Origin of the sequence: Taibaiella helva (assembly GCF_003545695.1) — a bacterium.
Lineage (GTDB): Bacteria > Bacteroidota > Bacteroidia > Chitinophagales > Chitinophagaceae > Taibaiella > Taibaiella helva.
Map to the genome: position 1 here is coordinate 53,225 of NZ_QUZZ01000013.1, position 16,331 is coordinate 69,555.

Annotated in this window: 17 protein-coding genes; 13 read left to right on the forward strand and 4 right to left on the reverse strand. The window is 50.9% G+C overall.

Features of this window, described 5'->3' with window-relative positions; translation table 11 throughout:
- The first annotated feature begins 88 nt into the window (after nucleotides 1–88).
- Nucleotides 89–649 (forward strand): aminoacyl-tRNA hydrolase, encoded by a 561-nt coding sequence (gene pth / locus DZC79_RS17735; RefSeq protein ID WP_118952950.1) that lies wholly within the window; start codon nucleotides 89–91, stop codon nucleotides 647–649.
- 4 nt (nucleotides 650–653) lie between these two features.
- A complete protein-coding gene (locus tag DZC79_RS17740) occupies nucleotides 654–2,267 on the forward strand; it encodes a M1 family metallopeptidase (protein WP_157977247.1) in 1,614 nt (537 codons plus the stop codon).
- A gap of 38 nt (nucleotides 2,268–2,305) precedes the next feature.
- Here the strand turns inward: DZC79_RS17740 and DZC79_RS17745 are convergent, their stop codons facing one another.
- Nucleotides 2,306–3,415, reverse strand: a complete 1,110-nt coding sequence (locus DZC79_RS17745; RefSeq protein ID WP_118952952.1) for a hypothetical protein — start codon at nucleotides 3,413–3,415, stop codon at nucleotides 2,306–2,308.
- A gap of 9 nt (nucleotides 3,416–3,424) precedes the next feature.
- Nucleotides 3,425–3,988, reverse strand: coding sequence for an RNA polymerase sigma factor (locus DZC79_RS17750; protein WP_118952953.1), 564 nt, complete (start codon nucleotides 3,986–3,988; stop codon nucleotides 3,425–3,427).
- A 129-nt stretch (nucleotides 3,989–4,117) separates the two neighbouring features.
- Here DZC79_RS17750 and DZC79_RS17755 point away from each other — a divergent pair, with 129 nt between their 5' ends.
- The 5 genes from DZC79_RS17755 (at nucleotide 4,118) to DZC79_RS21780 (ending at nucleotide 8,628) form a co-directional block, all read left to right on the forward strand.
- Nucleotides 4,118–4,597: a GNAT family N-acetyltransferase gene (locus DZC79_RS17755; RefSeq protein ID WP_118952954.1), complete on the forward strand. Its 480-nt coding sequence runs from the start codon at nucleotides 4,118–4,120 to the stop codon at nucleotides 4,595–4,597.
- Nucleotides 4,598–4,667: 70 nt separating this feature from the next.
- Nucleotides 4,668–5,429 (forward strand): alpha/beta fold hydrolase, encoded by a 762-nt coding sequence (locus DZC79_RS17760; RefSeq protein ID WP_118952955.1) that lies wholly within the window; start codon nucleotides 4,668–4,670, stop codon nucleotides 5,427–5,429.
- A 109-nt stretch (nucleotides 5,430–5,538) separates the two neighbouring features.
- On the forward strand, nucleotides 5,539–6,201 hold the full coding sequence (locus DZC79_RS17765) for a CBS domain-containing protein (protein WP_157977248.1): 663 nt from the start codon (nucleotides 5,539–5,541) through the stop codon (nucleotides 6,199–6,201).
- 198 nt (nucleotides 6,202–6,399) lie between these two features.
- Nucleotides 6,400–7,155: an ABC transporter ATP-binding protein gene (locus tag DZC79_RS17770; protein WP_118953017.1), complete on the forward strand. Its 756-nt coding sequence runs from the start codon at nucleotides 6,400–6,402 to the stop codon at nucleotides 7,153–7,155.
- 54 nt (nucleotides 7,156–7,209) lie between these two features.
- Complete coding sequence (locus DZC79_RS21780; protein WP_118952957.1) at nucleotides 7,210–8,628, forward strand: peptidoglycan DD-metalloendopeptidase family protein; 1,419 nt, start codon at nucleotides 7,210–7,212, stop codon at nucleotides 8,626–8,628.
- 87 nt (nucleotides 8,629–8,715) lie between these two features.
- On the opposite strand, the gene DZC79_RS17780 is transcribed toward DZC79_RS21780, so the two are convergent.
- On the reverse strand, nucleotides 8,716–10,206 hold the full coding sequence (locus DZC79_RS17780; protein ID WP_157977249.1) for a murein hydrolase activator EnvC family protein: 1,491 nt from the start codon (nucleotides 10,204–10,206) through the stop codon (nucleotides 8,716–8,718).
- Between the two features lie 218 nt (nucleotides 10,207–10,424).
- Here DZC79_RS17780 and rfbF point away from each other — a divergent pair, with 218 nt between their 5' ends.
- The 5 genes from rfbF to DZC79_RS17805 are packed head-to-tail and all read left to right on the forward strand — an operon-like array spanning nucleotide 10,425 to nucleotide 14,803.
- Nucleotides 10,425–11,198, forward strand: coding sequence for a glucose-1-phosphate cytidylyltransferase (gene rfbF, locus DZC79_RS17785; RefSeq protein ID WP_118953018.1), 774 nt, complete (start codon nucleotides 10,425–10,427; stop codon nucleotides 11,196–11,198).
- Between the two features lie 53 nt (nucleotides 11,199–11,251).
- Nucleotides 11,252–12,340 carry a CDP-glucose 4,6-dehydratase gene (rfbG, locus tag DZC79_RS17790; RefSeq protein WP_118952959.1) on the forward strand — a complete coding sequence of 363 codons (1,089 nt, stop codon included), beginning with the start codon at nucleotides 11,252–11,254 and terminating at the stop codon, nucleotides 12,338–12,340.
- A 10-nt stretch (nucleotides 12,341–12,350) separates the two neighbouring features.
- Complete coding sequence (gene miaE / locus DZC79_RS17795; protein ID WP_118952960.1) at nucleotides 12,351–12,953, forward strand: tRNA-(ms[2]io[6]A)-hydroxylase; 603 nt, start codon at nucleotides 12,351–12,353, stop codon at nucleotides 12,951–12,953.
- A 45-nt stretch (nucleotides 12,954–12,998) separates the two neighbouring features.
- Complete coding sequence (gene kdsA / locus DZC79_RS17800) at nucleotides 12,999–13,826, forward strand: 3-deoxy-8-phosphooctulonate synthase (RefSeq protein ID WP_118952961.1); 828 nt, start codon at nucleotides 12,999–13,001, stop codon at nucleotides 13,824–13,826.
- A 17-nt stretch (nucleotides 13,827–13,843) separates the two neighbouring features.
- A complete protein-coding gene (locus DZC79_RS17805; RefSeq protein ID WP_118952962.1) occupies nucleotides 13,844–14,803 on the forward strand; it encodes a glycosyltransferase family 2 protein in 960 nt (319 codons plus the stop codon).
- A gap of 14 nt (nucleotides 14,804–14,817) precedes the next feature.
- Here the strand turns inward: DZC79_RS17805 and DZC79_RS21705 are convergent, their stop codons facing one another.
- Nucleotides 14,818–15,144, reverse strand: a complete 327-nt coding sequence (locus tag DZC79_RS21705) for a hypothetical protein (protein ID WP_232831872.1) — start codon at nucleotides 15,142–15,144, stop codon at nucleotides 14,818–14,820.
- A 153-nt stretch (nucleotides 15,145–15,297) separates the two neighbouring features.
- On the opposite strand from DZC79_RS21705, the gene DZC79_RS17810 reads away from it, so the two are divergent.
- Entirely contained in the window at nucleotides 15,298–16,317 is a 1,020-nt protein-coding gene (locus DZC79_RS17810; RefSeq protein WP_232831873.1) for a lipopolysaccharide biosynthesis protein, read from the forward strand.
- Nucleotides 16,318–16,331: the final 14 nt, after the last annotated feature.

Here is a 16,331-nt window from a genome sequence, read left to right on the forward strand (position 1 = left end):
CGGGCAAAATAAGCATTTAAAAATACCTGGACAAGAAGAAGAAGGCCTTGGTGAAACAAATTACCTTTGCGCTCTTTAATATTGCAGTATGAAATATCTTATAGTCGGACTGGGCAATATCGGTGCGGAATATGATGCAACCCGACACAATATAGGCTTTGACGTGGCCGATGCTTTCGTGCTCAAGCATGGCGGCAGCTTTAAGCTGGATCGGCATGCCTATGTGGCCGAGGTTAAATGGAAGGGCAAGCAATTTGTGGTGATCAAGCCTACGACATTCATGAACCTGAGCGGGAAAGCCGTAAAATACTGGCTGGATAAGGAAAAGATACCTGTTGAGCAAATGCTGGTGATCGTCGACGAGATGGCTTTGCCTATAGAGACCATCCGGGTAAGGGCTTCCGGTTCTCATGCCGGGCACAACGGCCTGCGCGACATCCAGGAAGTGCTGGGCTCTCCGGCTTACCCGCGGCTGCGCTTTGGCATCGGCAACGATTTCCCGAAAGGCAGGCAGGTGGAATTTGTGCTGGGCAAATGGCGCAGCGATGAATTGCCTTATGTAACAGATAAGATACTGAAATCGGTTGAGGTGATCGAAAGCTTCGCCACTATCGGTATCGAACGTACCATGAATGTCTACAATAAATAGAGCTATGAGATGGTTATACCTTTTACTGGCTGTTTGGTTACCCTTTTGCGTTGCAGCGCAGTCCAGCAATAGCGCGCATTGCACCAACACACCGGCAAGGGCCTGGTGGAAGGCAAACAGCTACGATATCCTTTTACAGGTCGATAGCGTTACGGGATACCTGGATGGCCGGGTACTGATCCGTGCGCAGGTTACAGATCAGCCGCAGGATTCCCTGCAGATCGACCTGGTACAGCCACTCCGGATCAAAGGGGTAACGTATGGCGAGAAGCCCGCCGCGAAGCTGCGGCAGCAGGAGAATGTCTGGTACATCTATGACGATTTCCGTAAGCTGAAGAAGGGAGACATATTCGAGCTAGAGATCAGCTACGGAGGTGATCCGATAAAGGCGAAGCAGGCGCCCTGGGATGGTGGGCTGGTGTTGTCGAAGGACCGGCAGGGCAGGCCCTGGATCGGCATGGCCTGTCAGGGGCAAGGCGCCAGCTTGTGGCTACCCTGCAAAGACTTCCAGGGCGAAGAACCTGATAGTGTCTCCTTGTCGCTTATTGCCCCCGGAGATATGCAGGCTATTGGCAATGGCAGGCTGATGCAAAAGCAGGACGAAGGTAAGCTGGGTACAGTGTGGACCTGGCAGGTACGCAACCCGATCAATCTGTATGATATTTCTTTTTATATCGGCCATTACGCGCATTGGTCCGATACGCTTCATGGCGCCAAAGGACCACTGTCCCTGGACTATTATGTACTGCGTGCCAACCTGGACAAGGCAAAGAAACATTTCGAGGTAGTGAAGCCGATGCTGCGCTGCTTTGAAGATAAGCTGGGTCCTTATCCTTTCTATGAAGACGGCTATAAGCTGGTAGAAGCACCTTACCTGGGCATGGAGCACCAAAGCGCCGTGGCTTACGGCAATGAATATAAAATGGGTTATCGAGGCAAAGACCGCAGCCGTACTGGCGCCGGGCTGGACTTCGATTTTATCATCGTGCATGAAAGCGGTCATGAATGGTTCGGCAACAGCATCACGGCTTACGATAAGGCCGATACCTGGATACACGAAGGATTCACGACCTATACCGAAACGATCTTTGAGGAATGTCTGAAAGGTAAGGAGCGTGCATTCCTGTACCAGCGGGGTAAAAAAGACATTGTGCGGAACGATGCCCCGCCCCAGGGACAATTCGGTTTATGCGACGAAGGCAGCGATGATCATTACGATAAAGCAGCGTTGATGATCCACATGATCCGCATGATCATGAACGATGACAGCCGATTTTTCGGTATGCTGCAAGAGATGAACCGGAAATATTACCACCAGATCGTAGAGGGTAAAACGATCGAGCAGTTCATGATCGGCTATTCAGGGAAGGACCTCGCCGGGGTATTTGATCAGTACCTGCGGCGTGCAATGCTGCCTGTACTGGCTTTTAAGCTGGAGAAAGGTGTGCTGTATTACCAATGGAAGAATTGTGTGCCGGGATTCAATATGCCCGTATCCTTTACATTCGACGGCAAGGTACAATGGCTGTATCCTACGGAGCAGCAGCAGCAGATGCCGGTTACTGCCAAAGATATTGTTGCCGGCGAAGATTTCCTGGTGGACTATGAATGGGACTAACTCTTATAGGATTTTAAACCCTATAAGAGTTAGTCCCATTATTTCTTCTGCAGCTCATCGAGCTGTTTCTGTGCAGCTTTCTTCTGCGGCGCATTGGCATCCACGACCCGCTCAAACAGCTTGATCGCTTTCCTGCGTTTATCGAGATTTTTGTTACAGAGTGCAGAGTAGTACACGGCATCCCAGTGGCGGGGATCGCTCTTATCCGATTCAGCCGATTTGAAGTAGAGCAATGCGCTGGCATAGTTCTTCTCCTTGTATTTCTGCATACCCAGCTCGAAATCGCTGAGCGCTTTTTTGGCTTCCCTGGGCTCGTCCTTTTTCTCTTCCTCTTTTTTGGGCGCTGGTGCTGCCGCAACCACCGCCTTTTTGGCCACAATATCGGAAGCCACTTTGGTCGATTCTTCAGCTGTTTCCGCACTGCGCACCAGGGCACCGTCCTGGCTAATGTCGGCCCTGCTTAGCGCAGCAATCTTGTTGAGGCTGTCTTTATGTGCCTTTTGTTTGGCTTCCTGGCGTACGAGCAGCACCGAATCTTTCCGTTTCTTTTCACGGGCCAGGTCGGCTGCTTTTTGCTCTTCAGCCTGCATCACGGCAGCCAGCTGAGGATTGGCGGTATCTGCGACCGGCGCTGCCGTTTTATCCACCGTTTCCTGTTCCCGTTGTGCCAGCTGCGGCGTGGAAGAGGAGGGCTCTTTGTTCGCGACAAAATACCAAAGGGCGCCTATGCCCAGCACAAGCAGCGCAGCGATACCGATGGGGCGTCCCCAGCCACTTGTCCGGCGCAGCTGCCGTGTGGCGCCGGTTTCCTGCGCAGCAGCCTGAGGTGTGGTTGTACGGGTGGGCGCCTGGACCGGCGGCTTTTCCTGGCGGATCAGCGGGGTAGGCTCTTTCTTTTCTTTGGGTTTTTCTTTAGGGGCAACGTAAGGCAGCACCGGCGGTACCAGGTTGGCCAATAGCTTTTCCGCTTCAGCCTGGGTTTCCAGCCCCTCCAGGGCATCATTGCACAGCGCACAGGTGCTTAGGTGCAGCTCCACGGCCCGTAATTCTTCGGGATACAGCGTATGCCGCATGTAGCCCAGCAATTGTCCTTTGCTGAGGCAGGCGCTGTTGGCCAGTATCTGTAATATCCTTTCGTCGCTGTTCATCTGTGGCGTTTAGCTTATTTTCTGCTGCAGGCAATTCTTCAGGTTCCTTCTTCCGTTCTGGATATGGCTTTTCACCTGCTTGTCGGAGAAGCCGGTGAGGGTAGCTGTTTCATTGTAGCTTTTCTGATCGAGGTAGAAGCGGGTAATGCAGGTACGCTGCTCTTCATTCAATCCTTTCAGGCACATATTCAGGTACAGGAGAAGCTGCTCCTCATTTACCTTATGATGCAGGGTATCTTCAAATTCCACAATGTCCATGTCCCATTCTGCTACTGTTTTCCGGTTGGGATCATTTTTGCGCAGTTCCATCAGGCAATGGTTCCGGATCACCTGGTAAAACCAGGGCTTGAACTTACGTACCTGGTACTGGTGCACATCCGTCCACAGTTTGGTAAAGATCACCTGGACGGCATCTTTGGCGGGTTCGGCGCTTTTCAGGTATTTAATGCAGACGCCCAGCGCGAGATGGACATAGCGCTGGTATAGCGTACCGAAGGCTTCCTGGTCCTGCTTGGAGATGATACGGTGCACCAGGTCTTCGTCGGTCAGGTTTCTGTAATTATTTGTGGACAAGCGTTTATACGTTTAGAAAAGCAACACTGGCTGTAAAAATAGGGTATTCTGAAGTTATCAAACACTTAAAACGAATAAATATTCTTAGCCTTCCACTAAATTAAACATAAAGCTTCTAGCTTTGTATTTATGGTAGCAGCAACAGCAGTAAAAGTAAGGCCAGCACAGCGTTCCGACGCAGCGGCCATGATGTCGCTGATCCGTGAGCTGGCCCTTTACGAAAAGGCTCCGGAGCAGGTAACCGTGACGGAGGATCATTTTGTCGAAAGCGGTTTCGGGCCTCAGTCGGTATGGTGGGCCCTGGTCGCTGCAGCACCGGATCCAGGTGGGGAAGGGGAGCAGATCGTAGGATTTGCCTTGTATTATGTCCGTTATTCTACCTGGAAAGGGCAGCGCATGTACCTGGAAGATATCATTGTAACGGAGGCCTGGCGGGGAAAAGGTATCGGCAGCCTGCTGATGGACAACCTTATCGCGACGGCCCGCGAAAAGCAGTTCAGCGGTATGATGTGGCAGGTGCTCGACTGGAACGAACCGGCCATCGGCTTTTACCGCAAATACGGCGTGCAGTTCGATCCGGCCTGGGTAAACGTAAGCCTGGAGCTGTAAATTTTTTTCCGGTAAAATAATGCAGGCATAACAGAATAGCAGTATTTTAGCAGCCAACTAATATTCGTGTATGGAAGTAGAAATCAAATCGCTCGGTAAGTTCAAATTCGTCGAAGAGGGCGAAGGGGAGCCGCTTATATTACTGCACGGACTTTTTGGGGCCCTGAGCAACTTCAAGGATCTTTTCGATCACTTCAAGGCGAAATACAGGGTTATTATTCCTATGCTGCCCTTGTTCGATCTCGGCCTGGATACCGGTGTCGGCGCATTGGCCAAGTATGTTCAGAAATTTATCGAAACCCGCCAGTTTGACAAGGTGCATCTGATGGGCAATTCGCTGGGTGGCCATGTAGGCCTGATCTATACCCTGCATAACCAGGAAAAAGTAAAGACGCTGACGCTGACAGGAAGCTCCGGACTGTTTGAAAATGGTATGGGCGAAACCTATCCCAAGCGTGGCGATTATGAATATATCCGTAAGAAAACCGAGCTGACCTTTTACGATCCCAATATTGCGACCAAGGACCTGGTAGATGAAGTCTATTCCATTGTGAACAATCGCCTGAAAGCGATCAAGATCATAGCCCTCGCCAAATCGGCCATCCGGAACAACCTGAGCGAGGAGCTGCGCGATATCAAGGTACCTACCTGCCTCATATGGGGTAAGAACGATACGGTAACGCCGCCAATGGTAGCGGAAGAGTTCAAGCAGCTGTTGCCCAATTCGGAGCTGTATTGGATCGACAAATGTGGCCATGCACCCATGATGGAAGTTCCGGCCGAGTTTAACCGCCTGCTGTCTGACTTCCTGGCGCGCCATAGCCATAACTAATGCAATAATGCTATCAGTATTCCTTATGTGCTGCAATGCATCTCTGGAACGGATTTTGTCATAGCTAAAGTAAGTGGCAGAAGTACCTGTAGCGTAAAAAATGTCAATCATGTTCATTCAGCAGTTTATTTCACCGGATATACCCGTACTGCACCCCGAGGATTCGGGCGATAAAGCCCTGCAGCTGATGCAGGAGTTTCATCTGCCGCATCTGTCCCTGGTGGAAGGAGAGGAATATAAAGCCCTGATCAGGGAAGATGACCTGTTGAACTGGGAAACTCCCGAAGCGCCTTTGTCCTCAGCCGATTTCCTGCAGTTCAGGCCGGTTGTCTACGGTAACCAGCATCCTTATGAGGCCGTACGCCGTGCCGTACAGCAGCATATTACCATCGTGCCCGTGATCAATGAACAGAACAAATACCTGGGCGCCGTAAGCGGGCATGATCTGCTCGAGTACCTGGGCAATAATTCCGGCCTGGATCAGTCCGGCGGTATCGTGGTGCTGGAAATGAAGCCGGTCAATTATTCGCTTTCGGAGATCGCCCGCATCTGTGAGAACAACGATGTGATCCTGCTCAATGTGCAGGTATTTACTTATCCCGGCAGCGAGCTGATGGAAGTGGTGTTGAAAACGAATACCAAAGAGATACAATCCCTGATCGCCTCTTTCGACCGCTATGAATACACGGTGAAAGAAGTATTCGGCGATATGCCGGCTATAGAAAGCATGATCGATCGCTACCAGTCGCTAATGCACTATATCAATATGTAAGCAACACCGGCGCAATGCAACGCCTGGCATAACTGAAAAGAGCATAAGCTTTTGCTTTTTGTATAAATGCCGCACCTGCCGGTGCAGCATTTTTTTTATTTTGGCCGCCCTTCAGGACACTATCGTACTTCGCCGGCCCGCACAAATCTTTGTACATTTGTGGCAGCAGCAGGAGAACAAAACCTGCCGCGACCGCATATGGCAATCATCAGCGTGCAGGACCTGGTCAAGAAATACGGCGACTTCACCGCCGTGAACGGCTTGAGCTTTGAAGTGGAAGAAGGCGAGATATTTGGTTTGCTGGGCCCCAATGGCGCCGGGAAAACGACGACGCTCGAGATCATCGAAACGCTGAGAACGAAAACTTCGGGTACCGTGATCGTCGATGGCAAGAACCTGGATAGCCACCCCCAGGAGATCAAAAAAGTGATCGGGGTGCAGCTGCAGGCTGCCGGCTTTTATCCCAACCTGAACCTGAAGGAGCTGATCGAGCTGTTTTCGGGCTTGTACAATGCCCCTGCAGATCCGCTCGCGCTGCTGCGCAGCGTTAACCTGGAAGATAAGGCACGCAGTAAGTTCAAGGAGTTATCTGGCGGGCAGAAGCAGCGGTTCTCCATCGCCACGACGCTTATCAATAAGCCCCGCATTATTTTTCTTGACGAGCCGACCACCGGCCTCGATCCCCAGGCCCGGCGCAACCTTTGGGACCTCATCCGGCAGCTGCGGCAATCGGGCACTACTGTCGTGATCACCACGCATTATATGGATGAAGCGGAAGAGTTGTGCGACCGTGTCGCCATTGTCGACAGCGGCCGGATCGTATCCCTCAATACGCCTGACAACCTGATCGATAACCTCATCGCTTCGGGCTTTGAACGGAAAAAGAAAGTAAAGGAGGCCAACCTGGAAGATGTATTCATCGCGCTTACCGGCAAGGAGCTTCGGGAAGGCTGATTATTTGCTGCTTCATTGCAATCATGTCATCAATCACCTATACAACCATATCCTATGAGAACAATCCTGAGCTGCCTGCTGCTGCAGGCTTGCAGCCTGGCCGTAACGGCACAGCCTGTACCGGCGCCCCAGGGCGGCGGATCTTACCGCACAGAGGCTTTGCCTTGCCTGCTACCGGCCGATTACCAGCGCATCAACAGCATGCTGGAAAAGAATATTGCACAATTGAAAGCGGAAGGAAAACTGGCCGCTGACTGGGGAACATCTCAACCTGCGGATGCCAAGCCGACTGCAGGCACTTTTATCTGGCCACTGCGCCAGGAACCCGGCTTCAGCTACAACAGCTATTATGGTATCAGCAATTATGTAGACCTTGACCCTCTTTATCCCAACCAGGTAAAGGACTGGAATTGCGGCGCACGTACTTACGACCAGGCCTCGGGATACAATCACCAGGGCGTGGATATTTTTCTTTGGCCTTTTTCCCAGCAGATGCAGGAAAATCAGCAGGTGGCCATCGTCGCTGCTGCCGATGGCGTGATCATCGGGAAAGACGATGGTAATCCGGATCACAGCTGTGCGCTCAATAATGCGGCATGGAATGCGGTATACATCGGTAACAGCGACGGGACTATATGCTGGTACGGACATATGAAGACCGGCTCGCAAACGGCTAAAGGGCCAGGACAAAGTGTAGTAGCGGGCGAATTCCTGGGTTATGTTGGTAGCTCCGGCAACTCTACCGGGCCACACCTGCATTTTGAGACCCACACGGGATCAGGCGATATCCTTGATCCTTTTGTCGGGCCCTGTCGTCCCGGCGCCAGCTTATGGGCCAACCAGAAGCCTTATATTGAGCCTACGATCAATACCCTGATGACGCACGGCCATGCACCTGTATTTCCCGATTGCCCGCAGCTGGAAACGATCAATGCGCAAAGTCTTTTTCATCCCGGTGATACGCTGTTCGCAGCCGCCTATTATCACGATCAAAATCCCGCATCGCCCTCAATCTACACACTTTACCGGCCGGATAATTCCGTGTTCCAGACCTGGACGCATTCCTCACCGCAATATTACAATGCCAGCTACTGGTATTGGTACTGGAAGGTAGGAGCCAGCTGGCCTTCCGGCGACTGGCGGTTTGAAGTGAGCTATGAAGGCCATACTGTCAACCACGTCTTTAAGGTGGAAGCCGGCAGCGGTATTGCCAGGATTAATGCGGGCAGCGATGCGTTGGTTATTGTGCCTAATCCCAACCACGGTATCTTTACCATAGAAGGCCTGGCCTCTCAGCTGGAGACCCTGTCTTACCGGGTAACCAATGTAGCCGGCAGAACAGTGGCAACGGGCCATATCGCTAAGGGATCGGGCAGAGTGGCGCTGGCACAGCAGCAGCCGAAAGGTATTTACATCCTCCAGCTTGATGAAGCAAAAGGCCACAGGTCTTATCTCCGTTTCCTGATCCGTTAAAGTGACCGCTCCTGGATAGCAAAACCGGCTTCAGATACCTGCTATAAGGTTGATCTGAAGCCGGTTCTTAATAGGTACGTAAAAAAGTTAACGCGCGATCCAGTCCGAAGGGTTGACGGTAACCGGGCTGTTGTTGCTGCCTACTTTCCATACCTGGAAGTTAAGTATATTCTCGCCGTCGTCGTTTTTACCGGCGCGGCCGATCACCTGCCTGCTGCTGACCTTATCGCCTTCCCTTACCGAAGTGGAAGCCATGTTGGTGTATACCGTAAAATATTCGCCATGGCTCACCATGACCATAATACCGTTGATATTGGCTACGGTGCGCACCACGCCTTCAAACACGGTGCGTACCGGCGCACCTTCGCCGGTGGTAATGTCGATGCCGATATTGTTCTCAATCACGCTGGGGAAAAGCTTGTTGGGGTGCCGGCCGTAATTGCCCGATATAAACCCTTTCTCTACGGGCCAGGGCAGGCGTCCGCGGTTGGCCGCAAAATTGTTGGACAATGCCTGTACCTCCGGTGTAAGGCTTAGCTTGTACGACGGCTTTTCTACCGATGCGGCCGGAGGCGGTGTATAGGATGATCGTGTCGCTTCAGATGCATTGGTTGCGGGTTTCGTATTGCCTGTGGCCGGCGGTTTGGAGGCGTTGTTGCCACTTGAAGAAGGTCTACCGGTATTGAGTGTTACGGTCTGGTTGCCGGCCTGGTAAGTATTGCCGTCGTTGCGTGCTGCCTGCTGTTGTGCGGCGGCCCGGCGGCGCGCCTCTTCTTCTGCGGCCTTCTTACGGGCCAGGGCAGCTTCTTCCGCGGCTCTCCGGCGGGCTTCCTCTTCTGCTTTCTTACGCGCCAGCTCAATCTCACGCCTGATCTGGTCCTTGATAGCGGCTTCCAGCTTGCGTGCTGTCTTTTGGTTTTGCTGTATTTGCGCTACCAGTTCTTTCTCGCGACCTTTCAGCTCTGTAACCAGCTGATTGGTCTGTTGGGTTTCCGCCTGGATCTCGTTTTTCTGTATCTCTTCGGCCTGCAGCAATTTACCTTTTTGTGTCTTCTGGGTGTTGAGCACGCCGATCTTCTGTTTCAGCTGAGCCTGGGTAACACGGATTTTTTCCGCCTGCTCTTTACGGTAGTCGCGGTATTTGCGCAGGTATTGCATGCGCCGGATCGCATCATTAAAGTCATTGGCCGAGAACAGGAAGGCCATCATATTCTGGCTGGTGCGGTGCTTGTAGGCATACCGGATCGATTGCGCATAGCTGGCCTTCAGCTTTTCGAGGTTGCTGTTGAGGGTGTTAATCTCCTGCGAGGACAGCTGGATGCTGCCATCGATGCCGGAGAGCTCGGTATTGATATTGCTGATCAGCTTTTGCCGGGCCTCGAGCTTGGCCGTAAGCGCCCTCAGCTCGCCCATAGTGGCTTTTTTATCCTGTTTGGTCGCTTCAAGCTGCTGCTGGGTGCTGGCAATCTCGTTCAGCAGGTTGGCCCTGCGCTTTTCGAGATCGCTCCGGGAGGGCTGCTGCGCCCGTACGCACAGGGCGCTCAGGAGCAGGCAAAAAGAAAAAATATATAAACGCATGAAGGGTGAATCTGTTTTTAGGCCGAAGGGCAAAGCTAATAAAAGGATGCCAAAATGCACGGATAAACTATACGGCGATTGCCTGCCGGGAATATCCCGGCGCCGTATCCTCATCGCTTTCCCCATCTGATGAGCGAATTTGCAAAATTCCATAAGGGAACAGGCTTTCTTTCCTATATTTGCGCATTGCAGAGATGATCTGCTCAATGAACTATCAGATGAAAGTTGTCATTTTTGCCGGGGGGCGCGGCACCCGCATTTCAGAAGAATCCATGCTTCGTCCCAAACCGATGATCGAGATCGGGGGTAAACCTATCCTGTGGCATATCATGAAGATCTATGCCGCTTACGGACATACGGAATTTATTATTTGTCTGGGCTATAAGGGCTGGATCATCAAAGAATATTTTGCCAACTATTTCCTGCATAATGCGGATATGAAAGTGGACCTGGCCAGCAATTCCATGGAGATACTGCAAAATAACGCGGAGCCGTTTAAGATATCGCTGATCGAGACGGGGCTGGATACCATGACGGCCGGAAGGCTGAAACGGGTGTTGCCCTATACCGGCAACGAACCTTTTATGCTTACCTATGGGGATGGTGTCAGCGATGTGGACCTGGACGCGCTGCTGGCCTATCACCGTAACAGCGGTAAGGTATGCACAATGACGGCCATACAGGCAACCAGTCGTTTTGGCGTACTGAAAATGCAGGAGGACGGCACCATCGATTCTTTCGAAGAAAAGCCGGAGGACAGCGGTACCTGGATCAACGGGGGCTTCTTTGTCATCAATCCTGAAATCAGGGACTATCTGGATGGGGATATGGACGAAGTGATGTGGGAGCGGGATCCGATGGATCGCCTGGCTGCAACGGGGCAAATAGGCGCTTATAAGCATCACGATTTCTGGAAATGTATGGATACCCTGCGCGATAAAGAAGAGCTGGAGCAAATGTGGGAAGGCCGGCCGGCCTGGAAAAAGTGGTAGGACCAGAAATAGCTTAGCATATTTCAGCAAGAACAAGATCAATCAAACGAGGAATGGCCTTAGACGCGACCTTCAGAAACAAAAGAGTGTTCCTTACCGGGCATACCGGCTTTAAAGGCGCCTGGCTGTTGCAGATGCTGCACCACTTCGGCGCCGACGTGAAGGGCTATGCCCTTGCCCCGGAAGAGGAAAAAGACCTGTATAACCAGATCAACGGCGATAAGCTTTGCTATGCCTCCGTCATCGGCGATGTACGGGATAGCCAGCTGCTTAAAGGGGAGATTGTACGCTTTGAGCCCGATTATATCTTTCATCTTGCTGCACAGCCCCTGGTACGCCGGAGCTACCAGGAGCCGGTCTATACTTTCGATGTCAATGTGATGGGTACCATCAATGTGCTGGAGGCTATGCGCAGCCTGGAAAAACCCTGCACCGGCATTATGGTAACTACCGATAAGGTATACGAGAACAATGAGAAAGGCCAGCCCTTCGGCGAAGAGGAAAAGCTGGGCGGCTACGACCCTTATTCCGCCAGCAAGGCGGCTGCTGAGATCGCCATCGCTTCTTACCGGCATTCTTTTTTTAATCCCGGTCAGGTAACAGTACATCATAAATCCATTGCATCGGCACGGGCGGGCAATGTGATCGGCGGCGGCGATTATGCTGCTGACCGCATCATCCCGGACATCGTAAGGGCAATAGAACGGAATGAGCCGGTTTCGCTGCGTAATCCTAAAGCCATACGCCCCTGGCAGCATGTCCTGGAGCCACTGTTTGCTTACCTGCTGCTGGCAGAAAAAATGACGCAAGATCCTGTACGTTATGCTACGGCTTATAACATTGGTCCCAACAAAGAGGATGTACTGGATGTGGAAACCGTGACCCGGCAGTTTATCGACGCTTATGGCAAAGGCAGCTACCAGGTCGAAGGCAATGCCGGGCAGCCGCACGAAGCCCAGCTGCTGATGCTGGATAACCATAAAATTTACGAGGCCCTGGGCCAGAAACCGCACTATACCGCTGCTGAAGCCGTGCAGAAGACAGCGGCCTGGTATGCCGATAAAGAACGAAGCGCAACAGAAAAATGCCTGGAGCAGATCGAAGCCTACCTGGCACCTGTAGCGGCTGCGGATAGCCAATAGTCTTACTGTTATGAGTTCCACCGAAAACACGATCCTGGGATTGAAGCTGCCTACCGATCCGCGCTGGGTCGATATTGCAGCTATATCCCTGCAGGATATCCTCACCGATCATGCTTTTTGCGAGCAAAAGGCCGCCACGCAATTTATTTCATTGATCCAACGCTATCCCGAAAAAACGGAGCTGGTGGAGGCGCTGGCTCCCGTGGTTACAGAAGAGTGGGGGCACTTCCGCATGGTGCTGGCCGAGCTGAAGAAGCGCGGTCTCAGCCTGGGAAAGCAGCGTAAGGACGAATACGTAAACCAGCTGCTGCTGCATGAGCCGAAAAATATTTCGGGCGAAGTGCGGTTGCTGCATAAGCTGATGATCTGTGCCCTCATTGAAGCACGTAGCTGTGAACGTTTCCGCTTGCTCAGCCTCCATATTGAAGAAGAGGCCCTGCGCACCTTTTATCATAAGTTCATGGTTTCTGAAGCGGGGCATTACCGTTTGTTTCTCGACCTGGCCAAGGTTTACTTCGATGAGACCTTGGTACGGCAGACCTGGCTTGACTGGCTACAGATCGAAAAGAATATCCTTAAGGAACTGAAGCCGAGGGGTGATCGCATGCACTAATTGATGCAGCCCGTCCCTACCATATCTCAATTGATTTAAAATACCATGCAACTGAATACTTTATTCCAGCAAAAAAGCAATCCGGATCAGTTTTTCCTGATGGCCGGCCCCTGTGCTGTAGAAGGCGAGGAGATCGTAATGCAGATCGCCGAGCGCATTGTAGCCCTTACCGATAAGCTGCGTATACCGCTTGTATTTAAGGGCTCTTACCGTAAAGCCAACCGTACGCGGCTGGATAGCTTTACCGGCATCGGCGATGAGAAAGCGCTGAAAATACTGGCCAAAATAAGGGATACCTTCGGTGTGCCCGTGGTTACCGATATCCATGCCGCCAACGAAGCCGATATGGCTGCTGCTTATGTGGACGTATTGCAGATACCGGCTTTCCTGTGCCGGCAAACCGATATCCTGGTTGCTGCCGCGCAAACCGGGAAATATGTCAATGTGAAGAAAGGCCAGTTCCTGGCGCCGGAATCGATGCAGTTTGCCGTGGATAAGATACAGCAAAGCGGCAATGATCAGGTGATCCTGACCGACCGGGGAACGACCTTTGGTTACCAGGACCTGGTGGTCGATTACCGTGGAATTCCTACCATGCGGCAGATGAAGGTTCCTGTCGTAATGGATTGCACTCACTCCCTGCAGCAGCCCAACCAGACCAGCGGCGTAACGGGCGGCAATCCTGCCATGATCGAAACCATAGCCCGTGCAGCTATAGCCGTGGGTGCAGATGGCTTGTTCATAGAAACACATCCTGATCCGAAACATGCGAAATCAGATGGTGCCAATATGTTGCATCTCGATTTGCTCGAAGGCCTGATGCAGAAAATGGTAATCTTGAAAACGGCTGTAAATACGCTGTCTGGCTTATAGCCTACATTTTTAGGAATATGGATACTCGAAACGTTACAGCGCAGCCCCTGATCTCGATCTGCATACCAACGAATAAAAGCCGTGATTTTCTCAGGAGACTCCTGGATAGTATTCTCGAGCAAACATTCAAGGATTTTGAGATTATTGTTACAGACAATAGCGTGGATGATAATCTATACGAGCTGCTTCGGCAGTATGCCGACCGTTTGCCAATATTACATGTAAAGAACGTACCTCCGGTAAGTATGGGAGAAAACTGGAACCTGGGCCAGGAAAGGGCCAGGGGGGAGTGGATAAAAATAATGCATGATGATGACTGGTTTGCCACTCCCGAAGCTCTTGAAGCATTTGCCCTGGCGACAAAGAATCCCTTGCAGACCACGTTCATTGTAGGAGGCTACCAGAGTTATAATGAAACGACCGGGATTTATAAAAGTATGCTTGTCAGGGAACGGGAATTTAAGCAATTAATGACCGATCCCTTTAGGCTGGTAAAAGAAAATAAGATAGGGCCTCCCAGTGTGATCATGGTCAAGAACGGCCTTCAGGCCCGGTACGACCCACGATTGAAATGGCGCATTGATATTGACTATTACTGGGCATTGCTGCGCACGGAAAAAGCGTACTATATTCCCGAAACGCTCATCAGCTATAGCTACAATGTCGTTCAAACTACGAATGAATGCTATAATAACAGGATTGTGGAAATTCCGGAAGCCTTGATCCTTTACAGCAAATATGGCACGCGGCTAACCCGTAAACCGTTATTATATGATGTATGGTGGCGCTTGATGCGAAACCTGGAAATACGGGATGTCGCCGAATTGGAGGCACATGCGTCGGGTTATATAGTGCCGGATTTTTTCAGACGGATAGTACGCTTCCAGCAGAAATTCCCGTTAAGCATAATCAAGAACGGCTATTTTTCAAAGTGCCTTATGTTGCTTTCCTATATATTTAACCCAGCCAAAAGCTGAGCAAAAGATGCAGATCATTTATGGGCTTGGTTTTTCGACAATCTGTAAAAGCAACTGTAATTATTTTTACCGGCAATCTGATCGGCGCCCTTATAAATTATTTCAGCACCTATATCTTTAAAGACGATTTCCAGCAATTCGGCTTCGTAAGAACCTTCCTGAATATTTCCGTTATTTGCCAGACTTTCGTCCTGCTTGGTTGTGTTCCTACATTGCAAACCTTTCAGCAACGGTACACCGACCGCCAGGAAAAAGGCAGGGTGTTGATTACGATCTGCACCCTTATTCCCCTTGCAATGATGCTGCTTCTGCTGCCTCCGTACCTGCTGTTCCAGGATCACATTGTGCAATTGTTTCAGGCTGCGGACAGGCCGTACTTCAGGCAGTTTTATTTTTGGTTACCCCCATTGGTTTTGTTCTGGTGCTATATATCCCTTTACGAAGGATACATCTTGTCCCTGCAGAAGACCGCAGTTGCATTATTGACACGGGAAGTGATATTGAGGATATTCGGCTTGCTGATCCTGATGGTATTTTATTTCGGCTTTATATCCTTTTCCGGCTTTTTTATTCTTACGATCTTCAGCCACCTTTTGTCAGCGATATTGCTGCTATGGTATTCTTTCAGAGCAGGGGGGTTCGGCTTCAGCAACAACTGGCGTACTTTCACCGTTGCCGAATACAAAGAGCTCGTCCACTTTTCATGGTATCACCTGCTGATGGGATTATCTCTTTTCGTGATCGGCTTCCTGGATTCCCTGATGCTAGCCGCATTAAGCGAAGATGGCGTATCGTCGGTGCCTGTGTACACTATTGCTGTATTTATTACAACACTAATGACGATACCCTATAGGGCTATCATCAACGCAGTATTCCCCGTATTGAACCGTGCTTATATCGATCAGAAGAAAGATGAATTTTATGATCTGTTTGCCCGCTCCAGCGTCAATATACAGATCGTTGCTATTGCCATGGTTATTATAATCGGCTTCAATCTTCCTAATGCTGTGCGCGTATTGCCCAAAGGATATGAATCGGTGTTACCGGTGGTTTGGATACTAATGCTGGGCAGAATGGCGGATATGGCTACTGGGATGAATAACGAAGTGATCAGCATCTCCAGTCTATATAAATTCAATTTCAGAATTTCGGTTTTTCTTATCGCGCTCCTTGTTTTGCTTAACAGGATCTTGATCCCCATATATAGCATTTACGGTGCAGCCTGGGGCACAACGATTGCTATGATACTTTTCAATACCGCCAAAACCATTTATCTCAGGAGAAAAATGAACCTCTGGCCTTTTAGTATTCGGAGCTTGGCCATCTTGTTTGCCGGGGGACTTGCCGGGGCTGTGGCCTATTGTATGCCGTATATAGGAAACCCGGTTGCCGATGCCATCATTAGGTCGCTGGCTATATTGATCGTTTACATACTACTGTTGCTGCGGCTACGGCCCTCACCAGATTTGAATAACTTTGTAACGAAGATATTCAACAGGATAAAGACGCATTAAGAGGACTGTCTGAT

What these genes read in the sequence shown, in the direction of transcription:
- rfbG (WP_118952959.1), top strand. Translation starts at nt 11,252, where the DNA reads ATGGCCTTAGACGCGACCTTCAGAAACAAAAGAGTGTTCCTTACCGGG.
- rfbF (WP_118953018.1), top strand. Translation starts at nt 10,425, where the DNA reads ATGAAAGTTGTCATTTTTGCCGGGGGGCGCGGCACCCGCATTTCAGAA.
- DZC79_RS17740 (WP_157977247.1), top strand. Translation starts at nt 654, where the DNA reads ATGAGATGGTTATACCTTTTACTGGCTGTTTGGTTACCCTTTTGCGTT.
- miaE (WP_118952960.1), top strand. Translation starts at nt 12,351, where the DNA reads ATGAGTTCCACCGAAAACACGATCCTGGGATTGAAGCTGCCTACCGAT.
- pth (WP_118952950.1), top strand. Translation starts at nt 89, where the DNA reads ATGAAATATCTTATAGTCGGACTGGGCAATATCGGTGCGGAATATGAT.
- DZC79_RS17765 (WP_157977248.1), top strand. Translation starts at nt 5,539, where the DNA reads ATGTTCATTCAGCAGTTTATTTCACCGGATATACCCGTACTGCACCCC.
- kdsA (WP_118952961.1), top strand. Translation starts at nt 12,999, where the DNA reads ATGCAACTGAATACTTTATTCCAGCAAAAAAGCAATCCGGATCAGTTT.
- DZC79_RS17780 (WP_157977249.1), bottom strand. Translation starts at nt 10,206, where the DNA reads ATGCGTTTATATATTTTTTCTTTTTGCCTGCTCCTGAGCGCCCTGTGC.
- DZC79_RS17745 (WP_118952952.1), bottom strand. Translation starts at nt 3,415, where the DNA reads ATGAACAGCGACGAAAGGATATTACAGATACTGGCCAACAGCGCCTGC.
- DZC79_RS21780 (WP_118952957.1), top strand. Translation starts at nt 7,210, where the DNA reads ATGAGAACAATCCTGAGCTGCCTGCTGCTGCAGGCTTGCAGCCTGGCC.
- DZC79_RS17805 (WP_118952962.1), top strand. Translation starts at nt 13,844, where the DNA reads ATGGATACTCGAAACGTTACAGCGCAGCCCCTGATCTCGATCTGCATA.
- DZC79_RS17770 (WP_118953017.1), top strand. Translation starts at nt 6,400, where the DNA reads ATGGCAATCATCAGCGTGCAGGACCTGGTCAAGAAATACGGCGACTTC.
- DZC79_RS17760 (WP_118952955.1), top strand. Translation starts at nt 4,668, where the DNA reads ATGGAAGTAGAAATCAAATCGCTCGGTAAGTTCAAATTCGTCGAAGAG.
- DZC79_RS17755 (WP_118952954.1), top strand. Translation starts at nt 4,118, where the DNA reads ATGGTAGCAGCAACAGCAGTAAAAGTAAGGCCAGCACAGCGTTCCGAC.